Genomic DNA, 21493 nt, shown 5'->3' on the forward strand with positions numbered 1-21493 from the left:
TCGCTTCCACAATCGCTAAAATGGGCGGATACCCTCGCAGCAGGGTAGCCGTACCCGTACCTGGACGTCCTTGGAGAGAGTTATGTCTACCGCCCCCAGCATGAGCCCCGCCACGCCCAAACCCGACCACGTGCCGGATTCCCTGGTCTACGACTTCGACATGTTTGCCGACCCGGGCATGCTCGCCGGCGGCCACGATCGCGCGCTGGAGCTGGTCAAGGAAGCGCCGCCGATTTTCTGGACGCCGCGCCAGGGCGGCCACTGGGTGCTGGCCGGCCACAACGCGATCTTCGAGGCCTCGCGCGATATCGACCGTTTCAGCAATGCCATGGTCTCCTACGAGCAGATCCAGGAGATCCAGGCCTCCATGCCGCCGGACGCCCCCAAGCTGCTGATTCCCGCGCCGATCACCTACGACCCGCCGCACCACGCCGTGTACCGCTCGCCGCTGCAGAAGGCGTTCTCGCCCAAGGCGATGGCCGAGTCCAAGGAATCCATCGTCAAGCTGGCCCGCGACCTGATCGAGGCGGTCAAGGCCGACGGTCACTGCGAGTTCATCTCGGCGGTCGCCGAGCCGATGCCGGTGACGTTCTTCCTGCGCATTTTCGGCCTGCCCGAAGAGAAGCAGCTCGAGTATCGCGCGCTGGTCAAGGAGCATTTCTCAGCCTCTACCGACAAGGACCCGGGCCGCATCCAGGCGCGCCTGCGGCATGTCGCCGCGGTGATGTACGACACCATCATAGACCGCAAGGACAACCCCAAAGACGACCTCATTTCCCTGCTCTGGCAGTCCGAGTTCAACGGCAAGCCGGCGACCCTGAACGACCTGGAGAACTACGCGGTGATGCTGTTCACCGCCGGCCTGGATACCGTGGTCAACGGCATGGCCCTGGGCGCCGTACACCTGGCCCGCGACCCGGCGCTGCAGGCGGAACTGCGCGCCGACCCGTCGAAGATCCCGCAGGCCACCGAGGAACTGCTGCGCCGCTACACCTTCACCGTGCCGCCGCGCTTCGTGCGCGAGGATACCGAGTTCCAGGGCGCGGCCATGAAAAAGGGTGAGATGGCAGTGCTCATGCTGCCCACCGGCGACCTCGACCCGAGCGAGTACCCGGAGCCCGAAGAATTCCGCCTCAACCGCGAGGGCAAGGCCCACATCGCCTTCGGCGCCGGCCCGCACCGCTGCCTGGGCTCGCACCTGGCGCGCATCGAGCTGAACATCGTCTACGAGGAAATGCTCAAGATGCTGCCGGAGTTCCGCCTGGATGCCGACAAGCCGCTGCACTACCACGGCGGCCACGTCTGGGGGCCGGAGGAAGTGCACCTGCGCTGGGACTGACCAGCGCCGCCGGTTAACGGCCCCTCGCGCCCGCGCCGCCGTCAGCGACGCGGGCGCTTTGGTTTCAAAACACCTGTTTTTGCCTTGTCCGCGCAGCTTGCCTAACCTGCGGCTTGCGCTCCACCCGGTGCGCCTGTCTTCATGCGCTGGCCAACAGGTTGAATAACAATGCAAACGCCCGAGCAACTGGACCTGGCCTACATGGCCATGGAATCCCGCGAATTTTCCGACAATCCCTTCCCCCATTTCGACGCGGCCCGTGAGCGCCACCCGTGGCTGGCGCGCTGCGCTTTCGGCGTGGTGGTGCACGAGTTCCAGGCCATCCAGGACCTGCTGATCCAGGACGACAAGATGTGCTCGGACCAGGAGGGCGTGGTGGCCGCCATGCAGGCCGAGGGTACGCCCTGGGGGCGCTTCCAGGTGGAGAGCATCCTGGGCCGCTCCGGCGACAGCCACAAGCGCATCCGCGACGTGGTTGCGCCCATGTTCACGCCGCGCGAGGCGAACAAGAACCGGCAGCTGATGCGCGACGTGGTCAGCATGGTGCTCGACGAGTGGGCGCCGAAGGGTGAATTCGATTTCGAGGAGTTCGCCTCCTACTTCCCGGTGTCGGTGATGACCGCGATGATCGGTGCACCGCTGGACGCCATCCCGCGGCTGCGCCAGTCGATGGAGGACCTTGGCCTGAGCTTCAGCATGGACCTGGCGCACATGCCTGCACTGCAGGCGGCGGTGGGCACCATGGACGACTTCGTTCGCGACCTGGTGGCGCGGCGCCGGGCCGGGGAGCGCCCCGGCGATGAGCCGGATCTGCTGGATACGCTGCTGGCAGCGGTGGCGGCGGGGCAGTTGGCAGACGACGAGGTCTACAACCTGTTGATCTTCCTGTTCGTCGCCGGCTACGACACGTCCAAGAATATTCTCACCCTGGCCATGTACTCGCTGCTCGAGCACCCGGATATCTACCAGCGCTGTGCCAGCGACTACGAGTACTGCAGCAAGGTCATCGAGGAGACCTTCCGCCTCAACAGCCCGGCGACCATCCCGCGGCGCCTGCAGGAGGACATCGTCTACCGCGACGTGCTGCTGGAGAAGGACTCCATGCTGTTCTTCACCGTCGGCATGTCCGGGCGCGACCCGCGCGCCTTCGAGCGCCCCGATGTTTTCGACCCGGACCGCGAGAAGAAGAACTACCGGCACATGGCCTTCGGCCGCGGCGTGCATCTGTGCCTGGGACAGTACATTGCCCGCGCCCAGCTGCAGGAGGGCCTGCACCTGATCGCCCAGCGCCTGCGCAACCCGGTGCTGGCGGGGGAGATCGGCCACCGGCCATTCTTCGGTGTGTGGGGCCTGCGCGGCCTGCCAATTCGCTTCGAGCCGGCACCGGACAGCGCGCTGGAGCGTTCGATTGCCTGAGTGGGGGCAAAACCGCGCGGCACACGGTAGAATTGCCCGGACATTAACCGGCCCGGGCATCGACCGCCGGGCCTCTCGGGTAAAGGGCGCCATGCAACCGGAAGAACTGGAATCGCGCAGGCAGGGGGTGGCCCGTGTGGCGGCGGAGCTGATCGCGCGGGAAGGCCTCGAAGCGGCTACCGTGCGCCGTATCGCCGCGGAACTCGGCTGCAGCACCACCATGATCACGCACTACTTCAACGACAAGGAAGAAGTGCTCCTGCTCGCCTACCAGCACATTGCCCAGCAGGGCGCCGACCGCGTGCAGGACGCCCTGCGGCGCCACCCGGACGATCTCGCCGAGGTGATGGTGTCGATGGCTGCCGTCGGCGCCGAGGCCCTGAGCCGCTGGCGCGTGTACCTGGCGTTTCGCGAGCGCGCCTCCTACGACACGGTGTTCGCCGCCGAGCAGCGGCGCTGGGTGGAACACACCCTGGATACGGTGACTGAACTGGTGCGCGGCCGCTGCCGGGAAGAGGACAGCGCTCGTGAGACGGCGCAGTTACTGATTGCGCTGGTCCACGGTATTGCCCTGCAGACCCTGTTCGACCCCGACCTGTGGCCCGAGGCGGCTATCCGCGCCGCCCTGCACAGCCAGGTGCGCCACCTGCTCAGCGATTGAGCGTCTCGCGCGCGGCGGGCTCCTTCAGCGACAGGCTGGCGATGGTCCAGCCGGGTTCCAGGAAACTCTCCCAGCGTTTGGAATAGGGCGCCAGCCGCCCCTTGTCGTTCCACGCCGCCAGCAGGATGCGCTGCTGGTCGCCGTCGGCCAGGAATTGCTCGAAATCGTAGGTTTCGGACAGGCGCGTGGCCTTGATCTCCGCGCCGCGGCTGATGTAACTGAGCAGCTTGGCCAGGCTGACGTCCTCGGCGAACAGGCGGCGGCCGGGCAGTTCCATGGAGGGTTTGGTCTTGCTGTTGCTGCGGCCATCCTCGCTGACCATGCTCACCGGCAGCATGAACACCTCGCGCCGGCCGAACTGGTGGGCGAAGTAGGTGCAGGCCAGGCGGTTGAACTCGGTATTGCGCGACATGGCGAACAGGCGGCCGATACCGGACAGGTCGAGGGTGCGCTCGGCGTGGTTGGACATGGGGTTGCCGTAGTAGGTGCGCAGGCCCGCCATGCGCGCGTCGCGCAGGCTGTCCCAGTCGTTGTCCGCCACCACCACGGTGAAGCCGGCCTCCTTGAGCACCTTGCCCAGGGCGATGGCGAAACTGTTCACGCCGAGAATCAGGACGCCCTCCGGTGCAGGTGCGGCGACACCCAGGGCTTTGGCCAGCGGGCGCGCGGTCAGGCTCTGGATGACCACTGTGCCGGCGATCACCGTGAACGCCAGGGGCACCAGCAGTTGGGCGTCGGCCACGTCCTGCGCGAGCAGGCGCTCGGCGAACACCGCGCTGATCGCCGCGGCGACGATACCGCGCGGGCCGATCCAGCCGATCATCGCGCGCTCGCGCCAGCCAAGGCTGGAGCCGACGGTGCAGGCGGCGACCTTGAGCGGGCGGGCGACGCACTGTATGCCCAGGATCAGTAGCAGGGCCGGCCAGCCCAGGGCGCTCAACTGGTCGAACTGCAGACGCGCGGCGAGCAGGATGAACAGGGCGGAGATCAGCAGGATGCTCAGGCTCTCCTTGAAATCCAGCAGGCTGCGGATGTGGATGCCGCGGGCGTTGGCCAGCCATACGCCCATCGCAGTTACCGCCAGCAGGCCGGACTCGTGGGCGATCACGTTGGAAATGGCGAAGACCGCAAACACCACCAGCAGCGTCGCCACATTGTGCAGGAACTGCGGCACCCAGTAGCGGCGCAGCGCCCAGCCCCAGGCCCAGCCACCGAGCAGGCCCACGGCCAGGCCGGTGCCGAGCAGGCGCAGCAGGTGCGCGAGCAGTTCGATCCAGTGGGTCGAAGTCTGGGTGGCGACCACCACCGAGAAGGTGATCACCGCGAAGATGGCGCCCAGTGGGTCCACCAGGATGCCCTCCCAGCGCAGGATGTTGGCCACCGCCCGGGTGGGCCGCACGGCCTGCAGCATGGGCATGACCACGGTGGGGCCGGTCACGGTCATGATCGCGCCGAACAGCACCGCCAGCTCCCAGTGCAGGCCGACGAGGAAATGCGCGAGCAGGGCGATCAGCAGCCAGATGATCAGCAGCCCCAGGCTGATCAGGTTACGCACCACCACGCCGTGGCCGCGGATTTCGTCAAAATTCAGGGTCAGGCTGCCCTCGAAGATGATCACCGCCACCGCCAGCGAGATGAACGGGAACAGCAGGTCGCCGAACAGGGCGTCGGGATCGAGCACGCCGCTGACCGGCCCCATCAGCAGCCCGGAGGCGAGCAGGAAGAGGATGGCGGGGACTTTCAGGCGCCATGCGAGCCACTGTGAGACCAGCGAGAACAGGCCGATGGCGGTGAGTACGAGCAGTACGTCCTGGGACATGCAGGGGAAGATCCTGAAGCGGCGGGAAACCCTGCATGTTACGCGAGGCACAGGCGCGGTAGAAGTGGCGGATCCGGGGGGTGTCGGGGACGCGGACCCTGGGGCTGGCCGTGCGCCGCGTCGGCCGCCGTGCGCCGGATGGACGCAAGCGGTGCACGCGATAGCACCGAAAGCGGGCGCCGGCGGCAGGGGACGGGCGAGGGCGGCGTGACCCGATTCACAAAAACATCAATTAAAACAGTGAGCTGGAATTTTCTGGCAAGTCTTTTGCTTCGCGTAGGGCAGGCGTCGCATTTGCAGGGTCTGGAGCAACCGCAGGTTCGGGTTGCCGCGCGGCGCCGGTGGAGCAGCCCCCCGGGGCGCTCCGTGAGTATGGCGGTTACTCAGGGAGTAAGATTTATGGACACGTTCAATCGTTTGTTCCTGCTTGGTCTCCTGGCCGGTTGCATGCTTGTAGGGACCCTTTCCCACGCGACGCCCTGAAGCCGGCGAGCAATGCCCGCGCACTGAACACCAGCAGCATGCCGGCGCACAACCCGAACAGGTTGGCGCGCAGGTCCAGCAGGGAGAAAGTGCGGCCCGGAACATATTGCTGGGACCATTCCAGCAGTCCCCCGAACACCCCGATGGCGAGGCAGCCCCACAGGTAGTGGCGCGGCCGTTGCAGGACGATGGCCGCCAGTAGCGCAAAGGTCAGGTAGGTGGCGAAATGCGCGGTCTTGTCGATGCCGTTGAGTTCTTGCCCGATTGCCGGTTCCAGTGACAACCAGGCCACCAGCGCCGCATAGCCGACCACTATCAGCCAGTGCAGGCGCCGCGCGCGCAGACGGGACAGGAAGCTGGGCATGGGTGTGTCGGGTACCGCGCGGGCCTCCTACAGGCCGTGCAGCAGCAGGCCGCGGTAGTCCGCCGCGCGCAGGCGGTGCTCGCGGGCGGCCTGGTAGGACGGGCTGTAGTACCAGGCTTTGGCGTCCTCCTCGGAGGCGAACTCTAGCAGCACCACGCCGTCCGGCGCCTCACCCTCCACCGCCTCGGTTTCGCCGTACACCACCAGTGGCCTGAACGAGAAGTCCGCCGCGGCTTCACTGGCCAACTGTGTGTATTTTTCCAGCTCCGCGGGATCGCGCACGGCGCTTTCGCGGATGAAGAGCATATAGACGGCCACGTGGAGAACCTCGCAGCGCCGCCGCGGAACTCGCCGCACGGCGTGTGGTGGAATCGGAGTTGCCGGCGCTTGCGCCGGACGCCCGAAGCGTATCAGAGGGTGTCGGGTGCGGCAATCGCGGCACGGCTGGCCGCTGTCGGGGAAGGGCGCGCGACCCCCAAGGAGAGACAACGGGGCCGCGCGGAGGTGTCGCGCATCAGACCAGGAAACCGCTCAGTCCAATGACCGCAACAACACACAGGGTAATCATCGCCAGTTCGAAACTGCTGGCCCCGCGGGAGGGTTCTTGGCGTCCCTTGACGAGGTACTGGTCTGTTTTTTTGGGGTTCAAGAGCATGGTCACGTCCCGTTATCGTGGGCTGTCTGGGGCCAGTGTATGAGCGCGGGCGGTGAATACCAGCGCCGCATTGCGGAAGTGTGATCCAGGTCCGCAGCGCGGCGTGAACTGTGAGCCAGGTCGCTGTTGCCGGGGTTTGCGCCGGTCCCTCGCGGGGGTTGCGGTATACTGGATTGGCCGTGCCACCCGGGCGCGGCGCCGGTTGCGTCAATGTCGCGGAGGCCATGAATGAAACCATTGCTGGGTGTGATTGCGCTGCTGCCGTGCCTGGCACTGGCGCAGACGGCGGGGACGCAGACCGTGTACCGCAGTGTCGGCGCCGACGGCGTGGTGACTTTCACCGACCGCCCGCCCGCCGATGACGTATCCGCGCAGGCCATGCAGATCGATGTACCACCGGCGCACTCGCCGCAGGATTACCAGCAGCGCCTGGACGACATGCGCGAGACCACCGACCGCATGGCTGCGGATCGCCGCGAGCGTGAGTTGCACCGGGCGCAGTTGCGCGAGATCGCCTCCCGCGAGGCGGCGCCCGCGCCCACCGCGCAACCGCAGGTTATCGACTACGGCATCACCAGCAGCACATGGTACGCGCCCGGCTACGGCTATTACCCGCCCGGCGCGCGGCCCTGGCGTCCCGGTCACGGCCACCGGCCCCACCCCAAACCCTATCCGGGCGCAGTGGTGCCACCGCTGGACCTCGACGCCTGGTCCGCCAGCCACAACTCGCAGCTGATGCGGCCCATGCTGCCGCGCCATCACTAGGGGCGTTTGCCTCCATAGCAGCGATCGACTAGAATCCGCTGCGTCCTAAGGGGTGGCCTGCCGGCCTGAGATGTCGTTCACGACGAACCCTTTGAACCTGATCCGGATAACACCGGCGTAGGGATAGGTTTCGGAACACCGGCCGCTGCGGCCGCCTCCAGCTCTCCATCGCTGTCCGGGTCTTCTTTGACTGTTTTACTCAAGGAGACCAGATGTCCACGTTTTCACGTTTTACGTTTTCCCTCGCCGGTCTCGGCGTGTTGCCCGCTGTCGCCATCGCCCAGGCGCAAGCCCCGACGCAGGTCGAGCCGGACCGGGTCGAGGAAGTCATAGTCACCGCCGATTTTCGCGCCGCGGACCTCATGCGTGCGCCCGCCAGTATCAGCGTTCTCGGTGAACTGGAGATGGCCGAGCGCGGCGCGCGGCACCTCGAGGATGTGCTCAGCGCCGCGCCCAACGTCAGCTGGTCGGCGGGCGCCTCGCGCAGCCGCTTCCTGCAGGTGCGCGGTGTCGGCGATCTCGAGCAGTACGCCGAACCCAAGTACTACCCCTCGGTGGGCGTGGTGGTCGACGACCTGGAACTGGGCTCCGCCGCCAGCGCCGGCATGCTGTTCGACGCCGCCCAGGTCGAGGTGCTGCGCGGCCCGCAGGGCACCCGTTACGGCGCCGCCGCCCATGCCGGCATGGTGCGTATCGAGACCAACGCGCCGGGCGATGACTTCGAGGCGCAACTGCACGGCGGCGTCGGCAATTACGGCAGCTACCACGCTGGCCTGGTGCTCAGCGGTCCCCTCGGCCCGACCCTGGGTGCGCGCCTGGCGGTGCAGCAGAACACCGGTGACGGTTACGTCGACAACGCCTTCAGCGGCGAGGACGATACCGCGGGCTACGACGAATTCACCGGCCGCGCCCGCCTGCGCTGGCAGCCCACCGACAACGCCAGTTACGAACTGTCCGGCCTGCGCTTCGACAGCGACAATGGCTACGACGCCTTCACCCTGGACAACAGCCGCACCAGCTGGGCCGACCAGCCGGGCAGCGACGCCCAGGAAATCGATGCCGTCACCGCGCGTGGCGATTGGCTGCTGGGTGGTGGTCGCAGCCTGCAGGCCATCGCCAGCTGGTTGGACGGGGACCAGCTGTACGCCTACGACGCCGACTGGGTCTCCCCGCCGGTGTGTGAGCTGGCCACCTGTTCCTACGGCTTCGATACTGCCCAGGAGCGCTTCGACCGCGGCCGCGAGCAGGGCACGCTCGAGCTGCGCCTGTTGGGCGGCGCGGACACCCTCGGCGCGGGCGACCTGCGCTACGTTATCGGCCTCTACGCCAATCACAACGACGAGACCCTCGACTACGCCTATCCCAGCGCCTGGTACGGCCTGTACGAAAGCAGCTCGGGCTACGACACCGAGCGCTACGCCGTCTACGGCCAGCTGGAATACGGCTTCAGCGAGCGTCTCAGCCTGAAGGCCGGGCTGCGCCTGGAGCGTTTCAGCGACGACTACGCGGACAGCAACGGTGTCGCCACTGACAGCGACGACGACCTGCTGGATGCCGAAATCAGCCTGCAATATGAGTTCGACGACAACACGTTCCTGTACGCTACCACCGCACTGGCCAGCAAGCCTGGCAGTGTCAACGTGGCCGCCAGCTCCCAGTTCGACTTCATGAGTCCGGGGTTCCAGGACTTCATGCAGGACAAGCTGCGCTTCGACAGTGAGCAACTGGTCAATTACGAGATCGGCCTGAAGACGCGGCAGTGGAACGGCCGCCTCGACCTGCGCACGGCGCTGTTTTATGTGACCCGCGACAACGCTCAGCTGGAAAACTGGATGTGGGACGCCGACGCCGGCCTGTGGGTGGGTTACCTGGACAGCGGCTCGGACGCCGAGAACTACGGCCTGGAACTGGAGGGCAGCCTGGCGCTGACGCAGCAGTTGGAGGTCTACGGCAGCCTCGGCCTGCTGGAAACCGAGGTGGACACCATCACCACCTTCGACCTCGACCGCAACGCGTTCGTCACCAAGGACGGCCGCGACCAGGCCAAGTCGCCGGCCTACCAGTACAACCTCGGCCTGCGCGCCGCGCTGCCGCTGGGCCTCACTGCCTCGCTGGAAGTGGAGGGGCGCGACGACAGCTACTTCGGCTACTACCACGACGGCCAGCTCGAGGGCTACGACCTGGTCAACGCCAGCCTCGGCTGGTCCGGTCGCTCCCTGCGCGTGACCCTGTGGGGCCGCAACCTGGGCGACGAGGACTACGCGGTGCACGGCCTGTATTTCGGCGCCGACCCGCGCGACGATTTCGGTGCCTGGTCCAACCAGTCCTACTACCAACTCGGCGCGCCGCGTACCTACGGCGTCGACCTGGTGTGGACCCTGTGAGGTAGCGCGCGTGACACCGGATACGCTGGTCGAGATCGCCGCCACCGCCTGCGGGCTGGCCTATATCGTGTTCATCATTCGCGAGAACATCATCTGCTGGCCCTTCGGCATCGTCGGCTCGTTGCTGTCCGTCTACCTGATGCTGGAGAACCGCCTCTACTCGGAGGCGATTCTCTACGTGTTCTACGTACTCATGGGTGTCTGGGGCTGGGTGCACTGGGCGCGGCGGGAGGCGCAGGCGGACAATCCCGTGCAGCGCTACGCGGCGCGCTATCACCTGGTCCTGGTGCTGGGGTGCAGCCTCGCCACGCTGGCCCTCGGCGGCCTGTTCAGCACCTACACCGATGCCGCGCGGCCCTACATCGATGCCGCCACCACTGTGTTCAGCTTTGCCGCGACCTGGCTGGAGATCAAAAAGGTGCTGGAGACCTGGGTGTACTGGATCGTGCTCAACGCGGCGTCGGTCTGGCTGTACGCGGACCGCTCGCTGGACATCTACGCCGGCCTGATCTGGGTGTACACCATTCTCTCGGTCTGGGGGTTGGTGCAGTGGACCCTCAGTTACCGCGCCCGGGCGCTGCCCGGCGACAGCTGAGGCCGGGTCATCCGGTGGCGCGGGCGGCTGCCTCGCCGCGCCGTTCGTTGACCGTCAACAGCAGCAGTAGTCCCGCCACGAAGAAGGCCAGCGTGCACAGCAGCGCCAGCCGGTGGTTGTCCCCCCACAGGTGGTTGATCAGGCCGTAGCTCAGCGGGCCGACGATGGCCGCGGCGCGGTTCGCGAAGCCCCACAGGCCGAAGATCTCCGCATTGCGCTCCGCCGGCGTGAGGTTGGCGATCAGCGCCCGGCCGCCGGCCTGGGTCGCGCCCATGGCCAGGCCGATCAGGTTGCCGCTGAGCCACAGGTGGGCGGGTTCGCTGGCCACCAGCGCGGCGAGTATCGCCGCCACCCACACCAGCAGCGCTGCGCTCAGTGTGGGTATGGAGCCGAAGCGATCCTGCAGGTGACCGAAGCCCAGCGCGCCCGCCGCAGCGGTGAGGTTGACCACCATGATCAGCACGATGAGCTGCTGGCTGTCGAAGCCGAACACCTCCTGGGCATAGATAGCGGCGACCACCACCACAGTCGCCACGCCCGCCTGGAACAGGGTCAGGCAGAGCAGGAAGCGGAACAGGTCGGGCAGCTCCCCGGCGCGGCGCAGGGTGTGTGCGACCTGGCTGAAGCCCGCGTGCAGCCAGCTGTAGCCTGGCGGCAGCGGGCGCGGCGTGGCGCGCTCGCGCAACCAGATGAAGGTCGGGGCGGCGGTGCAGGCGTAGATCAGGGCGGTGATCAACAGGGTCGCGGGCACGTACTGCGCGGCGCTCATGCCGGCGCCGCTGGCGTAGTTGATCCAGGCCAGGCACAGCCCCAGGGTGAGCAGGCCACCGAAGTAACCCAGTCCCCAGCCGTAGCCGGAGATGCGCCCGGCGCGCTCTTCGCTGGCGATCTCCGGCAGGAAGGCGGCGATCAGGTTTTCGCCGAAAGAGAACGCGGTGGCGGAGAGGATCACCAGCGCCATGGCCAGCGTCACCTCGCCGGGTCCGGCCAGGGCGAGCAGGGCGGTGCCGAGAATGCAGACCGCCGAGGCGACCAGCAGGAAGCGTTTTTTGCGCGCCCGGTAGTCGGCCAGGGCGCCGACCACAGGCCCGGCCAGCAGCACGATGAAGTTGGACGCACCGATCGCCAGCGTCCACAGCAGGGTGGCGAGCCCGGGCGAGGTATCGTTGCCGCCGCTGGCGATGACGCCGACGAAGTAGGCACTGTAGATCGTGGTCAGCACCACGGTGGTGTAGCCGGAGTTGGCGAAGTCGTAGAACGCCCAGGCGAGGATCTCGCGGCGGCCCGCGGGCGGCAGGCTCACGCGGTGCCGCTCGCGGCGGCTTTCCCCGCGGCGGCGCGGGGCGCTACCATGGCCGGGCCTGGCGTCAACGCGTAACAGTCCCGGAGGGAATCGCGCCGCATGCACGACCGCATCAACCATGTGCTAATGACTGTCGTCGATACCTGGATGGCGGCGATCCCCCGTGCGGTGCCCGACCCGGAACGCCTTGCCCGGTGCCGGTTGGTATCCCATCGCGGCGAACACGACGGGCGGCTGGTCAGGGAAAATACCCTGCGCGCCTTCGCCAATGCAAGCGCCAGGGGCGTGTGGGGCCTCGAGTGCGACATTCGCTGGAGCGCGGACCTGCAGCCGGTGATACACCACGACCTCGACGCGCGCCGCGTGTTCAACCGCGAACTGGAAGTCGGCGCCACAGCGCGCGCCGACCTCGCGCGCCTGCTGCCGGAAGTGCCCTGCCTGGAGGACGTGATCGAGACCTTCGCCGGCCGCAACCACCTCATGCTGGAACTGAAATCCGACACCCTGGGCAACGATGCGCGCAAGCGCGACGCCCTGCGCAGCCTGCTGGCGTCGCTCACCCCGGTCGAGGATTTCCACATCCTGGCGCTGGAACCCGAACTGTTCTCACTGGTGGATTTCCTGCCGCCCGCCGCCTGCCTGCCGGTGGCCCTGACCAATACCGCGCAGATGAGCGAGCTGGCGCTGGCGCGCGGCTACGCGGGTGTGGCCGGCCACTACCTGCTGCTGAACGCCGCCATGCAGGCGCGTCACCGGGACGCCGGGCAACAGGTAGGCACCGGCTTTCCCACCTCGCGCAACTGCCTGTTCCGTGAAATCAACCGCGACGTGGACTGGATTTTCACCAATCATGCGGTAGCCCTGCAGGGCGTCATCGACGCGGCTTTGGCCGCGGCGCGCACCCGCGTCACCCGCGGTGGGTGAGGGGAGGGCGGTTCAGCTTTCGCTGAGCCGGAACACGCCGAACAGCGCCGCGTGATCGGACAGGTCGCGCCAGTGGCCGCTGGCCAGGCGCCGGCAGGAGATGGGTTGCAGACCGCGGAAGTAGACGCGGTCCACCGGCAGTAGCGGCGCCCACACCGGGAAGGTGCGCGCGTGGCGGCCCTCCAGGGTGACGAACAACTCGCGCAGTTCGAGATCGTCGTGCAGGTGGTTCTCGGCGCGCCGGCGCCAGTCGTTGAAGTCGCCGGCGATGATCATCGGCTCGTCCCGCGGCACATGTTCGGCGATGCGCCGGGTGAGTGCCTGCAACTGGTCGCGGCGCTCCTGTTCGAGCAGGCCCAGGTGTACGCACAGGGTGTGCAGTCGTTTGCCCTTCGCATGCAGGTCGATCACCCCGTGCAGGATGCTGCGACTGGAGCGCGGGAACAGGGCGACGTCAATGTTCTCCCACTCCAGGAACGGGTGCATGCTGAGGATGGCGTTGCCGTGGTCGCCCTTGCGGTAGATCGCGTTGCGGCCGTAGGCGTAGTGCGGCCAGGCCTTGTCCGCCAGGTATTCGAAGTGCGGCTGGTCCGGGTAGGAGAATTTGCGCCGCTTGTCCTCGCCGGGTTCGGCGTGGCCGTGAATCTCCTGCAGGAACACGATGTCCGCGCCGGTCTCGGCGATGCGCTGGCGCATCGAGTCGAGCACGAAGCGACGGCGTCCCGTGCAGTAGCCCTTGTGGATGTTGTAGGTGAGGATGCGGACGCAGCCGTCGTCGGTGGTCATGCCGGACGCTCCCCGGCCAGTTCGCGCTTCGCCCGCAGGCTCCAGGTGACGACATAGTGAACTCCCGAGGCCAGTGCAGCGGCGACCACCACCGCACTGCCGATGGTAATCAGCGATGCAGGCACCGGGGTCAGCGCCTGCCCGGCGAGCAGCAGAACGCAGAAGATGATCTGCACACCCATGTTGAGCTTGGACAGCACGCTGGCGCCGAAGGGGAAGGGGCCGACCAGCAGGCGGTAGGCCACCGCCCCGGCGACGATCACCAGGTCGCGCCCGATCACCAGCGCCGCCAGCGGCCAGCCGACCAGCCCGACGCCGGCGAAGCTGAGGAAGCTCACCGTTACCAGCAGTTTGTCGGCGAGCGGGTCGAGCATGGCGCCGAAGCGGGAGAACGCCTGCAGGCGGCGTGCGGCGAAACCGTCCAGCGCGTCGGAAACACCGGCCACCACGCCCACCAGCAGGGCGCCGCCGTACTGCTCGCGCAGGATCAGCAGCCCCAGCGGCAGCGCCAGCAGCAGGCGCGCCGTGGTGAGCAGGTTGGGCAGGTATTTCAGCATTGCGGCGGTCACGTGTCCTGCGCAGTCGGGAAGGCCAGTATACCTGACCAGGGCCGCCGGCTGGTGCGCGCCACTCAGCGCATGGCTGGCGGTGTGACGCGGTAGATGACGCCGGCGTAGTCGTCGGAGACGAACAGCGCGCCGCCCGGGCCCTGGGCCAGCGCCACCGGCCGGCCGATGACGCCGTCGTCGGTGAGAAACCCGGTGAGGAAGTCGCGCTCCTCGATGCGCTGTTCGCCGAAATGCAGCGAGACCAGCTTGTAGCCGTCGAGCTCGGAGCGGTTCCAGGAACCGTGCAGGGCGGCGATGGCGGTGCGCCGGTACTCTTGCGGCCAGTGCGAGGCGTCGATGAAGCGCAGGCCGAGCGGGGCGTTGTGGGCGCGGAACCCGTGCACCGGCGGCGTCGGTTCGCGCGCGCCGGCGTAGGGGTCAGGCCCCATGTCCGGGTCCTGCAGGTTGTCGCCGTTGAAATAGGGCCAGCCGTAGAACCGGCCGGGTTCGATCAGGTTCAACTCGCAGGGCGGGAAGTCGTCGCCGAGCAGGTCGCGGCCATTGTCGGTGGCGTACAGTTTGCCGTTGAACGGACTCCAGTCGAAATCCACCGCGTTGCGCAGGCCGCTGGCGATCACCTCGCCGGCGCTGCCGTCCGCGGCGAAGCGCATGAGCGTGGCGCGGCGCGGGTCGCTCTCGGCGCAGACATTGCAACTGGAGCCGATGGCCAGGTAGAGCGCCGCGTCGGGGCCGGCGCGCAGGGTCTTGCGCCAGTGATTGCCGCCGCGCGGCAGGTCAGGGATCACCACCTGGTAGGCACCGCGGGTGGTGCCGTTGGCGTGGTCGTAGCCGATGCGCCCGACCTGGCCCTGCTCGGCGACGTACAGCCAGCCGCCGAGGAAGGCGAGCCCCTGGGGCTGGTCCAGTTGCTGCAGCAGCACGCGCCGGCCGTCGGCGCGGCCATCGCCGTCGCGGTCCGGCGCGAGCAGGATGACGTCGCCCTTCGCCGGCCGACTGAGCAGCAGGTCGCCGTTGACGCCGGCCAGTAACATGCGCGCGCCGGGCAGTGCCTCGGCGTAGACCGTCACCTCGAAACCTGGCGGCGCCTGCAGCGGGGCGACCCCGCCCTTGCCGGCGACGCTGCCGCCGCTGTAGCCGGTGGCGGCGTTGAGCAGCGGGGGCAGGCCGCCAGGGGCGATGTTGCCGCTGGCGCGCAGCCAGGTGTAGCCGAGCGCCGGCAGCAGGCCTGCCAGCAAAAACAGTATCAATAGCTTGCGCATTCCCCGGTCGTGTCCCCTGTGCCTCTTGCACCGCTGGTATAAACGATCTAAATTAAAAATCGTAGTGGTATTTTCACCTTCACCCTCGGGTCAGCGACTCACATGGAAAGCTTACTGCGTGACTGCCGGGTTTTGCCGGTCGTCACTGCGCGCGATGTTGCCTCCACCGTTGCGCTTGCCCGTGCCCTGCAGCGCGGCGGCATGCGCGCGATAGAAATCACCCTGCGCACGCCGGCGGCCCTCGAAGCGATTGCCGCGGTGCGCGATGAAGTGCCGGAGATCCTGGTCGCCGCGGGTACCGTCAACACGCCGCAGGACGTCGAGCGCGTGGTCGCCGCCGGGGTCGGCCTGGCGCTGTCGCCGGGTGCGACGCCGCAGTTGCTGGCGGCCGCCGCCGAGGCGCCCCTGGATTTCATCCCCGGTATCGCCAGCGCCAGCGAATTGATGGCGGCCCAGGCCCACGGGTTTGGCATCTGCAAGCTGTTCCCGGCCGCGGTGCTGGGCGGGATCGACCTGTTGCGCGCGCTCGGCGGCCCGTTTCCCGAGGCGCGCTTCTGTCCCACCGGCGGGCTCGGCCCGGACAACTTCCGCGACTACCTGGCGCAACCCAACGTGGTCTGCTGCGGCGGCTCCTGGATGGTGGCCGGCGACCTGGTGAGCGGGGGGGAGTGGGAAACCATCGAATCACTGGCCCGGGAGGCAATGCACTAGTTTCCGGGCCTTACACGAGGAGGAACGCAATGAGCAGGCAACGACCCATTCGCGTGGGCATCATGGGATTCGGCCAGACCGGCCGGCAAATCTACGAACTGGCTGCGATGAGCGAGGATGTCGAGATCGTCGCCGTCGCCGATATCGGCAGGCCCCACATCCTCCACTACCTGTTGCGCTCCGAGGTGGAGCAGCCGGAGAAGTTCCGGTTGGAGGGCAACTTCCTGGTCACCGACCGCTTCCGCTCGCGCCTGGTGGAGATCGACCGCCCGGCGGAGATGCCCTGGGACGTGTTCGGCGTCGACGCGGTGATCGATTCCACCGGTAAATTCCGCGACAGCCAGTCGATGGGCGATCACCTGGCCAGCGGCGCGCCGCGGGTCATCCTGCGCACCCTGCCCACCGACGACATCGACCGCATCATAATCCCCGGCCTCAACGAGGCCAGCGCCAGCGCCGACGACCGCATGATCTCCGCCGGATCGGCCACTACGGGCGCGCTGGCCCTGCTGCTGGACAGCCTCGCCGAGCAGTTCGAGATAGTCTGCGGCAACATGACCACGGTGCATGCGTACACCTCGGACCAGGCGCTGCAGGACTACGCCGGTTCCGACTACCGCCGCAGCCGCTCCGCGGCCAAGAACATCATCCCCAACAACCATGAGGCCAGCGACTGGATCGGCTATTTCCTGCCGCAGTTCGAGGGCAAGATCCTCACCTCGGCGCTCAATGTGCCGGTGCAGGAGGGCTGCCTGCTCGACGTCAACCTGGTGATGGCGGACAGCGCGGTGGATGCCGAGGCGATCAACGCCGCCATGTGCAAGGCGGCGCAGGATCACCCCGGGATCATCGGCGTCGCCGAGGACCCGATCGTCTCCTCCGATGTGATCGGCAGCCCGCTGAGCCTGCTCTTCGATCTCAAGGGCACCATCAAGGCCGGCCAGAACACCATCAAAACCCTGAGCTGGTACGAGACCCGCGGCCACGCCGCGCGCCTGCTCGATGTGGTGCGGCTCTATGACAGCCTGGACAGCCGGAAGGAGGTGGCCTGATGAAAGTTGGTATCAATGGTTTCGGCCGCATCGGCCGCTCGGTCTTCCGTATCCTGGAAAACGTCCCCGGTGTCGACGTGGTGGCGATCAACGACCTGTTCGACTACGACGCGCTGCGCTACCTGCTCAGCTACGACACGGTGATGGGGCCGTTCAACAAATCGCTCAAACTCGAGGACGGCCACTTCGTCACCGACAAGAGCAAGGTGAAACTGTTCAGCGAGCGCAACCCGGCGGACATTCCCTGGGGTGAGATGGGCGTCGATGTGGTGGTGGAATCCACCGGCGTGTTCCGCAAGCGCGAGCAACTGGAACAGCACCTGGCAGCCGGCGCCTCGCGCGTGGTGCTCACCGTGCCCTCCAAGGACCCGGTGGACTACACCGTGGTGCTGGGCGTGAACCACGATGGCCTGACCCCGGAGCACAAGCTGATCTCCAATGCCAGCTGCACCACCAACTGCCTGGCGCCGATGGCCTGGGTACTGAACGACGCCTTCGGTATCGAGGAGGGCGTGATCAACACGGTGCACGCCTACACCAACGACCAGCGCCTGGCGGATGTACCGCACTCGGACTGGCGGCGCAGCCGCGCGGCGGCGGAGAACATCATTCCCACCTCCACCGGCGCAGCCAAGGCGGTGGGCGAGGTGCTCCCGGACCTCAAGGGCAAGCTGCACGGCATCGCCGCGCGGGTGCCGGTGCCGGACGGCTCGGTGGTCGACCTGTTCGTGAAGCTGGGCAAGTCGGTCACGGTTGCCGATGTCAACGAGGTGGTGAAGGCCGCCGCTGAATCGGAGCGCCTGAGCGGCATCCTGCAGTTCAGCGATACGCCGGTTGTCTCCTCGGACATCATCGGCAACTCGCACTCGTCGATCTACGATTCCGGCTTCAGCGGCGTGACCTGCGAGCGCTACCTGCGTGTGCTCAACTGGTACGACAACGAGTGGGGTTACTCCTCGCGTGTCTGCGACCTGCTGGGGAGGATCAGCGGCTGGTGAATGTGCCCCAGGAGCCCGACTACAGCAGCCTGCGCAAGAACGTCAGTGCGCTGGGCCGTATTCTCGGCGACACCGTCGCCGCCGCCGAGGGCGAGGATGTCTTCGCCCTGGTGGAGCGCATCCGCGGCCTGTCCAAGGGTGCGCGCGACGGTTCCGGCGACGACCGCGAGCAACTGCTCGCACAGCTGCGCTCGCTGGAGACCGGGCAACTGGTGCCGGTGGCGCGGGCCTTTGCGCAGTTCCTCAATCTCGCCAACATCGCCGACCAGCGGCACATGGTCTCGCGCGAGATGGACGAGCTGCTCTCGGCCTCGCTCAACCTCGACAACTGCCTGCGCGAGCTGCGCGAGGAGGGCTTTTCCAGCGAGGCGATCGCCGCCACCGTCGGCGACCTGCGCATCGAGCTGGTGCTCACCGCACACCCCACCGAGATCACCCGGCGCACCCTGATCCACAAGCACAGCGAGATCGGCCGCTGCCTCGGCCAGTTGGAGCTGTCCGGCCTCACCCCGCGCGAGGAGGAGCACCTGCACGAACGCCTGTGCGAACTGGTCGCGCAGATCTGGTACGGCGACGACTTCCGCCGCGAGCGGCCGACGCCGGTGGACGAGGCCAAGTGGGGCTTCGCCGTGGTCGAGGAATCCCTGTGGCGGGCGGTGCCGGAATTCATGCGCCGCCTGGACGGCGCCCTGCGCGAGTACTGCGGCGAGCGCCTGCCGCTGGACGCCGCGCCGGTCAGCTTCGCCTCCTGGATGGGCGGCGACCGCGACGGCAATCCCAACGTCACCGCGAAAGTCACCCGCGAGGTGCTGCTGCTCTCGCGCTGGCAGGCGGCGGACCTGTACCTGGCGGACGTCACCCAACTGCTGGAGGAGCTTTCGGTCACCCGTGCCAGCCCGGCGCTGCGCGCCCTGGCCGACGGCGCCCACGAACCCTATCGCGACATCCTGCGCGGCCTGCGCGACATGTTGCGCCGTACCCTGCTGACGCTGGAGGCGCGGCTGGACGGCGAACCGCCGCCCGAGGGCGAGATCCTCGAGGATTCAGCGCAGCTGTGGGACCCGCTGTACGCCTGCTACCAGTCGCTGATCGACTGCGGCATGCAGATCATCGCCGAGGGCACCCTGCTCGACGTGCTGCGCCGGGTGCGCTGTTTCGGCGTGCACCTCGTGCGCCACGACATCCGCCAGGACAGCGCCCGGCACACCGAGGCGATCGCCGAGATCACCCGCTACCTGGGCCTGGGCGACTACGCCGGCTGGGACGAGGACACGCGCCGCGCCTTCCTGCTGCAGGAGCTGTCCAGCCGCCGGCCGCTGCTGCCGCGGCAGTGGCAGCCCTCCGCGGACGTGCAGGAAGTACTCGATACCTGCGCGGTGATCGCCGAGCAGCCGCGCCAGGCGCTCAGCGCCTACGTGATTTCCATGGCGCAACAGGCCTCGGACGTGCTCGCGGTCTACCTGTTGATGAAAGAAGCCGGCGTGCCCTACCACCTGCCGGTGTCGCCGCTGTTCGAGACCCTCGACGACCTGTCGCGGGCGCGCGCGGTGATCAGCGACCTGCTGCACAGCCACTGGTTCCGCGGCCAGATCGGCGGCGAGCTGATGGTGATGATCGGCTATTCGGACTCAGCCAAGGACGCCGGCGTGCTGGCGGCGTCCTGGGCGCAGTATCGGGCGCAGGAGGAATTGCTCGAGCTGTGCGCGCAACACCAGGTCGAACTGACCCTGTTCCACGGCCGCGGCGGCACCATCGGGCGCGGCGGCGCACCGGCACGCGAGGCGCTGCTGTCGCAGCCGCCGGGATCGCTGAAGACCGGCCTGCGGGTGACCGAGCAGGGCGAGATGATCCGCACCAAGCTGGGCTGGACCTCGCTGGCGGTGAAGACCCTGGCGCTCTACACCGTCGCCATCTGCCGCGCCAACCTGGCCACGCCGCCGGCACCGCGCGAGGACTGGCGGGCGGTGATGGACGAACTCTCCGAGGTGTCCTGCGCCGCCTACCGCAAGGTGGTGCGCGAGGACCCGGATTTCGTGCCGTATTTCCGCGACACCACCCCCGAACAGGAACTGGCCAAGCTGCCACTGGGTTCGCGCCCGGCGCGGCGCAAGAAGGGCGGTGGCATCGAGAGCCTGCGCGCGATTCCCTGGATCTTCGCCTGGTCGCAGAACCGCCTGATGCTGCCCGCCTGGCTGGGCGCCGGCGAGGCGCTGGCGGCAGTGGTCGCGGACGGCAGGGCGGAGCTGTTGCGCGAGATGGCGGCCCAGTGGCCGTTCTTCGAGGTGCGCCTGTCCATGCTGGAGATGGTCTTCGCCAAGACCGACACCGGGCTGTCCACCTACTACGACGACCTGCTGGTGCCGGCGGACACCCGGCGCATCGGCGACGAACTGCGCGCCCAGCTGGCGCGGGATATCGACACCGTGCTGGGTATCCACGGCAGCGAGAGCCTGCTGCAGGACCAGCCCTGGACCGCGGAGTCGATCCACCTGCGCAACATCTACACCGACCCGCTCAACTACCTGCAGGCGGAGCTGCTCAAACGCCACCGCGCCGCCGGCGACGATGCGGTGGAGCCGGAGGTGGAGCGCGCCATCATGGTGACCATTGCCGGCATTGCCGCGGGTATGCGCAATACCGGTTGAGCCGTCGCCGACGGCGGGTTCTGGCGGAGCGACGCGAGACCGCTGCAACACGGCTTCGCAATCTGCATTGTCTGGCTATACTGTGGGCTCCCGGCCCGCAAGGCTGTCTGACAACGAGGTGAAACCCATGTCGATTTGTGCAAGAAATACGTTCCTGGCAGTACTGCTGGCCTGCCTGGCGCCGTTTGCCGCGGCGGACGATGCCGCCGCCGATTACGCCAAGACGATCGGCGCATTCAAGAGCGCCGGCGAGAGCGGTGGGTATTTCGGGTCGGCCTACGGCTACGCCGTGTTCCCGACCATCGGCAAGGGCGGTATCGGCGTGGGCGGGGCGCATGGCAAGGGGCGGGTCTATGCCGGCGGCGAGTATGTCGGTGATACCAAGATGACGCAGCTGACGGTAGGTTTCCAGCTCGGCGGCCAGGCCTTCAGCCAGATTATCTTCTTCGAGGACGAGTCCGCCTTCAAGTCGTTCACCTCGGGCAACTTCGAGTTCGGCGCCCAGGCCACCGCGGTCGCCATCACGGCAGGCGTTTCCGCCCAGGCCAATACCGGCGGCGGTGCCGGCGCCGGGGTCAGCGGCGGCCAGAATGACGCCTCCACGGTCTCCGCCGGCTACCGCAAGGGCATGGCTATTTTCACCATCGCCAAGGGCGGCCTGATGTACGAGGCGACCCTGGGCGGGCAGAAGTTCTCCTATACGCCGCTGTAGCAGTTCGGGCTATTTCGCCCGGGCGTCGCAGTTCTTGCCGGTTCCGGTATTCC

General features: G+C 67.6%; 19 protein-coding genes and 1 riboswitch. Of the genes, 12 read left to right on the forward strand and 7 right to left on the reverse strand.

Going from position 1 to position 21493, the window contains the following annotated elements; all coding sequences use genetic code 11:
* The first annotated feature begins 82 nt into the window (after positions 1–82).
* From E4634_RS10310 to E4634_RS10320, 3 genes are all read left to right on the forward strand, one after another.
* Positions 83–1339: a cytochrome P450 gene (locus E4634_RS10310; RefSeq protein WP_135443560.1), complete on the forward strand. Its 1257-nt coding sequence runs from the start codon at positions 83–85 to the stop codon at positions 1337–1339.
* A gap of 168 nt (positions 1340–1507) precedes the next feature.
* Positions 1508–2755, forward strand: a complete 1248-nt coding sequence (locus E4634_RS10315) for a cytochrome P450 (RefSeq protein WP_135443562.1) — start codon at positions 1508–1510, stop codon at positions 2753–2755.
* 91 nt (positions 2756–2846) lie between these two features.
* Positions 2847–3416, forward strand: a complete 570-nt coding sequence (locus E4634_RS10320; RefSeq protein WP_135443564.1) for a TetR/AcrR family transcriptional regulator — start codon at positions 2847–2849, stop codon at positions 3414–3416.
* Here the strand turns inward: E4634_RS10320 and E4634_RS10325 are convergent.
* The 3 genes from E4634_RS10325 to E4634_RS10335 form a co-directional block, all read right to left on the reverse strand.
* Positions 3406–5235 carry a cation:proton antiporter gene (locus tag E4634_RS10325; RefSeq protein WP_135443566.1) on the reverse strand — a complete coding sequence of 610 codons (1830 nt, stop codon included), beginning with the start codon at positions 5233–5235 and terminating at the stop codon, positions 3406–3408. The two genes, E4634_RS10320 and E4634_RS10325, sit on opposite strands and share 11 nt — an antisense overlap.
* A 409-nt stretch (positions 5236–5644) precedes the next feature.
* Complete coding sequence (locus tag E4634_RS10330; protein ID WP_135443568.1) at positions 5645–6082, reverse strand: VanZ family protein; 438 nt, start codon at positions 6080–6082, stop codon at positions 5645–5647.
* Between the two features lie 27 nt (positions 6083–6109).
* On the reverse strand, positions 6110–6400 hold the full coding sequence (locus E4634_RS10335) for a DUF1330 domain-containing protein (RefSeq protein WP_135443570.1): 291 nt from the start codon (positions 6398–6400) through the stop codon (positions 6110–6112).
* A gap of 565 nt (positions 6401–6965) precedes the next feature.
* Here E4634_RS10335 and E4634_RS10340 point away from each other — a divergent pair.
* From E4634_RS10340 to pnuC, 3 genes are all read left to right on the forward strand, one after another.
* Positions 6966–7502 carry a DUF4124 domain-containing protein gene (locus E4634_RS10340; protein ID WP_135443572.1) on the forward strand — a complete coding sequence of 179 codons (537 nt, stop codon included), beginning with the start codon at positions 6966–6968 and terminating at the stop codon, positions 7500–7502.
* A 38-nt stretch (positions 7503–7540) separates the two neighbouring features.
* A riboswitch (TPP riboswitch) is annotated at positions 7541–7643 on the forward strand.
* A gap of 71 nt (positions 7644–7714) precedes the next feature.
* The gene (locus tag E4634_RS10345) at positions 7715–9886 is read left to right on the forward strand and encodes a TonB-dependent receptor (protein ID WP_135443574.1); all 2172 of its coding nucleotides are present in this window, start codon (positions 7715–7717) and stop codon (positions 9884–9886) included.
* Between the two features lie 10 nt (positions 9887–9896).
* Positions 9897–10481 carry a nicotinamide riboside transporter PnuC gene (gene pnuC, locus E4634_RS10350; RefSeq protein WP_167854847.1) on the forward strand — a complete coding sequence of 195 codons (585 nt, stop codon included), beginning with the start codon at positions 9897–9899 and terminating at the stop codon, positions 10479–10481.
* Between the two features lie 7 nt (positions 10482–10488).
* Here pnuC and E4634_RS10355 read toward each other — a convergent pair whose 3' ends face one another.
* Positions 10489–11784, reverse strand: a complete 1296-nt coding sequence (locus E4634_RS10355; protein ID WP_240725148.1) for an MFS transporter — start codon at positions 11782–11784, stop codon at positions 10489–10491.
* A 99-nt stretch (positions 11785–11883) separates the two neighbouring features.
* On the opposite strand from E4634_RS10355, the gene E4634_RS10360 reads away from it, so the two are divergent.
* On the forward strand, positions 11884–12708 hold the full coding sequence (locus E4634_RS10360; protein ID WP_135443580.1) for a glycerophosphodiester phosphodiesterase: 825 nt from the start codon (positions 11884–11886) through the stop codon (positions 12706–12708).
* A gap of 12 nt (positions 12709–12720) precedes the next feature.
* Here the strand turns inward: E4634_RS10360 and E4634_RS10365 are convergent, their stop codons facing one another.
* The 3 genes from E4634_RS10365 to E4634_RS10375 all read right to left on the reverse strand — a co-directional run bounded on the left by E4634_RS10365 (position 12721) and on the right by E4634_RS10375 (position 15310).
* Complete coding sequence (locus E4634_RS10365; protein ID WP_135443582.1) at positions 12721–13494, reverse strand: endonuclease/exonuclease/phosphatase family protein; 774 nt, start codon at positions 13492–13494, stop codon at positions 12721–12723.
* Positions 13491–14063, reverse strand: a complete 573-nt coding sequence (locus E4634_RS10370; RefSeq protein ID WP_135443583.1) for a CDP-alcohol phosphatidyltransferase family protein — start codon at positions 14061–14063, stop codon at positions 13491–13493. Before E4634_RS10370 ends, E4634_RS10365 begins: the two co-directional genes overlap by 4 nt.
* A 62-nt stretch (positions 14064–14125) precedes the next feature.
* Entirely contained in the window at positions 14126–15310 is a 1185-nt protein-coding gene (locus tag E4634_RS10375; RefSeq protein WP_167854848.1) for a PQQ-dependent sugar dehydrogenase, read from the reverse strand.
* A 114-nt stretch (positions 15311–15424) separates the two neighbouring features.
* Here E4634_RS10375 and eda point away from each other — a divergent pair, with 114 nt between their 5' ends.
* The 5 genes from eda to E4634_RS10400 all read left to right on the forward strand — a co-directional run bounded on the left by eda (position 15425) and on the right by E4634_RS10400 (position 21440).
* Positions 15425–16033 (forward strand): bifunctional 4-hydroxy-2-oxoglutarate aldolase/2-dehydro-3-deoxy-phosphogluconate aldolase, encoded by a 609-nt coding sequence (gene eda, locus E4634_RS10380; protein WP_135443587.1) that lies wholly within the window; start codon positions 15425–15427, stop codon positions 16031–16033.
* A gap of 29 nt (positions 16034–16062) precedes the next feature.
* Complete coding sequence (locus E4634_RS10385) at positions 16063–17085, forward strand: type I glyceraldehyde-3-phosphate dehydrogenase (protein ID WP_135443589.1); 1023 nt, start codon at positions 16063–16065, stop codon at positions 17083–17085.
* Positions 17085–18083 (forward strand): type I glyceraldehyde-3-phosphate dehydrogenase, encoded by a 999-nt coding sequence (gene gap / locus E4634_RS10390; RefSeq protein WP_135443591.1) that lies wholly within the window; start codon positions 17085–17087, stop codon positions 18081–18083. Before E4634_RS10385 ends, gap begins: the two co-directional genes overlap by 1 nt.
* On the forward strand, positions 18080–20728 hold the full coding sequence (gene ppc, locus E4634_RS10395; protein ID WP_135443593.1) for a phosphoenolpyruvate carboxylase: 2649 nt from the start codon (positions 18080–18082) through the stop codon (positions 20726–20728). Before gap ends, ppc begins: the two co-directional genes overlap by 4 nt.
* A 127-nt stretch (positions 20729–20855) precedes the next feature.
* Positions 20856–21440 carry a YSC84-related protein gene (locus tag E4634_RS10400; RefSeq protein WP_135443595.1) on the forward strand — a complete coding sequence of 195 codons (585 nt, stop codon included), beginning with the start codon at positions 20856–20858 and terminating at the stop codon, positions 21438–21440.
* Positions 21441–21493 lie beyond the last annotated feature (53 nt).

This window comes from Mangrovimicrobium sediminis (assembly GCF_004745945.1).
Taxonomy (GTDB): Bacteria; Pseudomonadota; Gammaproteobacteria; order Pseudomonadales; family Halieaceae; genus Mangrovimicrobium; species Mangrovimicrobium sediminis.

What these genes read in the sequence shown, in the direction of transcription:
- eda (WP_135443587.1), top strand. Translation starts at nt 15,425, where the DNA reads ATGGAAAGCTTACTGCGTGACTGCCGGGTTTTGCCGGTCGTCACTGCG.
- E4634_RS10315 (WP_135443562.1), top strand. Translation starts at nt 1,508, where the DNA reads ATGCAAACGCCCGAGCAACTGGACCTGGCCTACATGGCCATGGAATCC.
- E4634_RS10325 (WP_135443566.1), bottom strand. Translation starts at nt 5,235, where the DNA reads ATGTCCCAGGACGTACTGCTCGTACTCACCGCCATCGGCCTGTTCTCG.
- E4634_RS10385 (WP_135443589.1), top strand. Translation starts at nt 16,063, where the DNA reads ATGAGCAGGCAACGACCCATTCGCGTGGGCATCATGGGATTCGGCCAG.
- E4634_RS10345 (WP_135443574.1), top strand. Translation starts at nt 7,715, where the DNA reads ATGTCCACGTTTTCACGTTTTACGTTTTCCCTCGCCGGTCTCGGCGTG.
- E4634_RS10400 (WP_135443595.1), top strand. Translation starts at nt 20,856, where the DNA reads ATGTCGATTTGTGCAAGAAATACGTTCCTGGCAGTACTGCTGGCCTGC.
- gap (WP_135443591.1), top strand. Translation starts at nt 17,085, where the DNA reads ATGAAAGTTGGTATCAATGGTTTCGGCCGCATCGGCCGCTCGGTCTTC.
- E4634_RS10340 (WP_135443572.1), top strand. Translation starts at nt 6,966, where the DNA reads ATGAAACCATTGCTGGGTGTGATTGCGCTGCTGCCGTGCCTGGCACTG.
- E4634_RS10360 (WP_135443580.1), top strand. Translation starts at nt 11,884, where the DNA reads ATGCACGACCGCATCAACCATGTGCTAATGACTGTCGTCGATACCTGG.
- E4634_RS10365 (WP_135443582.1), bottom strand. Translation starts at nt 13,494, where the DNA reads ATGACCACCGACGACGGCTGCGTCCGCATCCTCACCTACAACATCCAC.
- E4634_RS10310 (WP_135443560.1), top strand. Translation starts at nt 83, where the DNA reads ATGTCTACCGCCCCCAGCATGAGCCCCGCCACGCCCAAACCCGACCAC.
- E4634_RS10320 (WP_135443564.1), top strand. Translation starts at nt 2,847, where the DNA reads ATGCAACCGGAAGAACTGGAATCGCGCAGGCAGGGGGTGGCCCGTGTG.
- E4634_RS10330 (WP_135443568.1), bottom strand. Translation starts at nt 6,082, where the DNA reads ATGCCCAGCTTCCTGTCCCGTCTGCGCGCGCGGCGCCTGCACTGGCTG.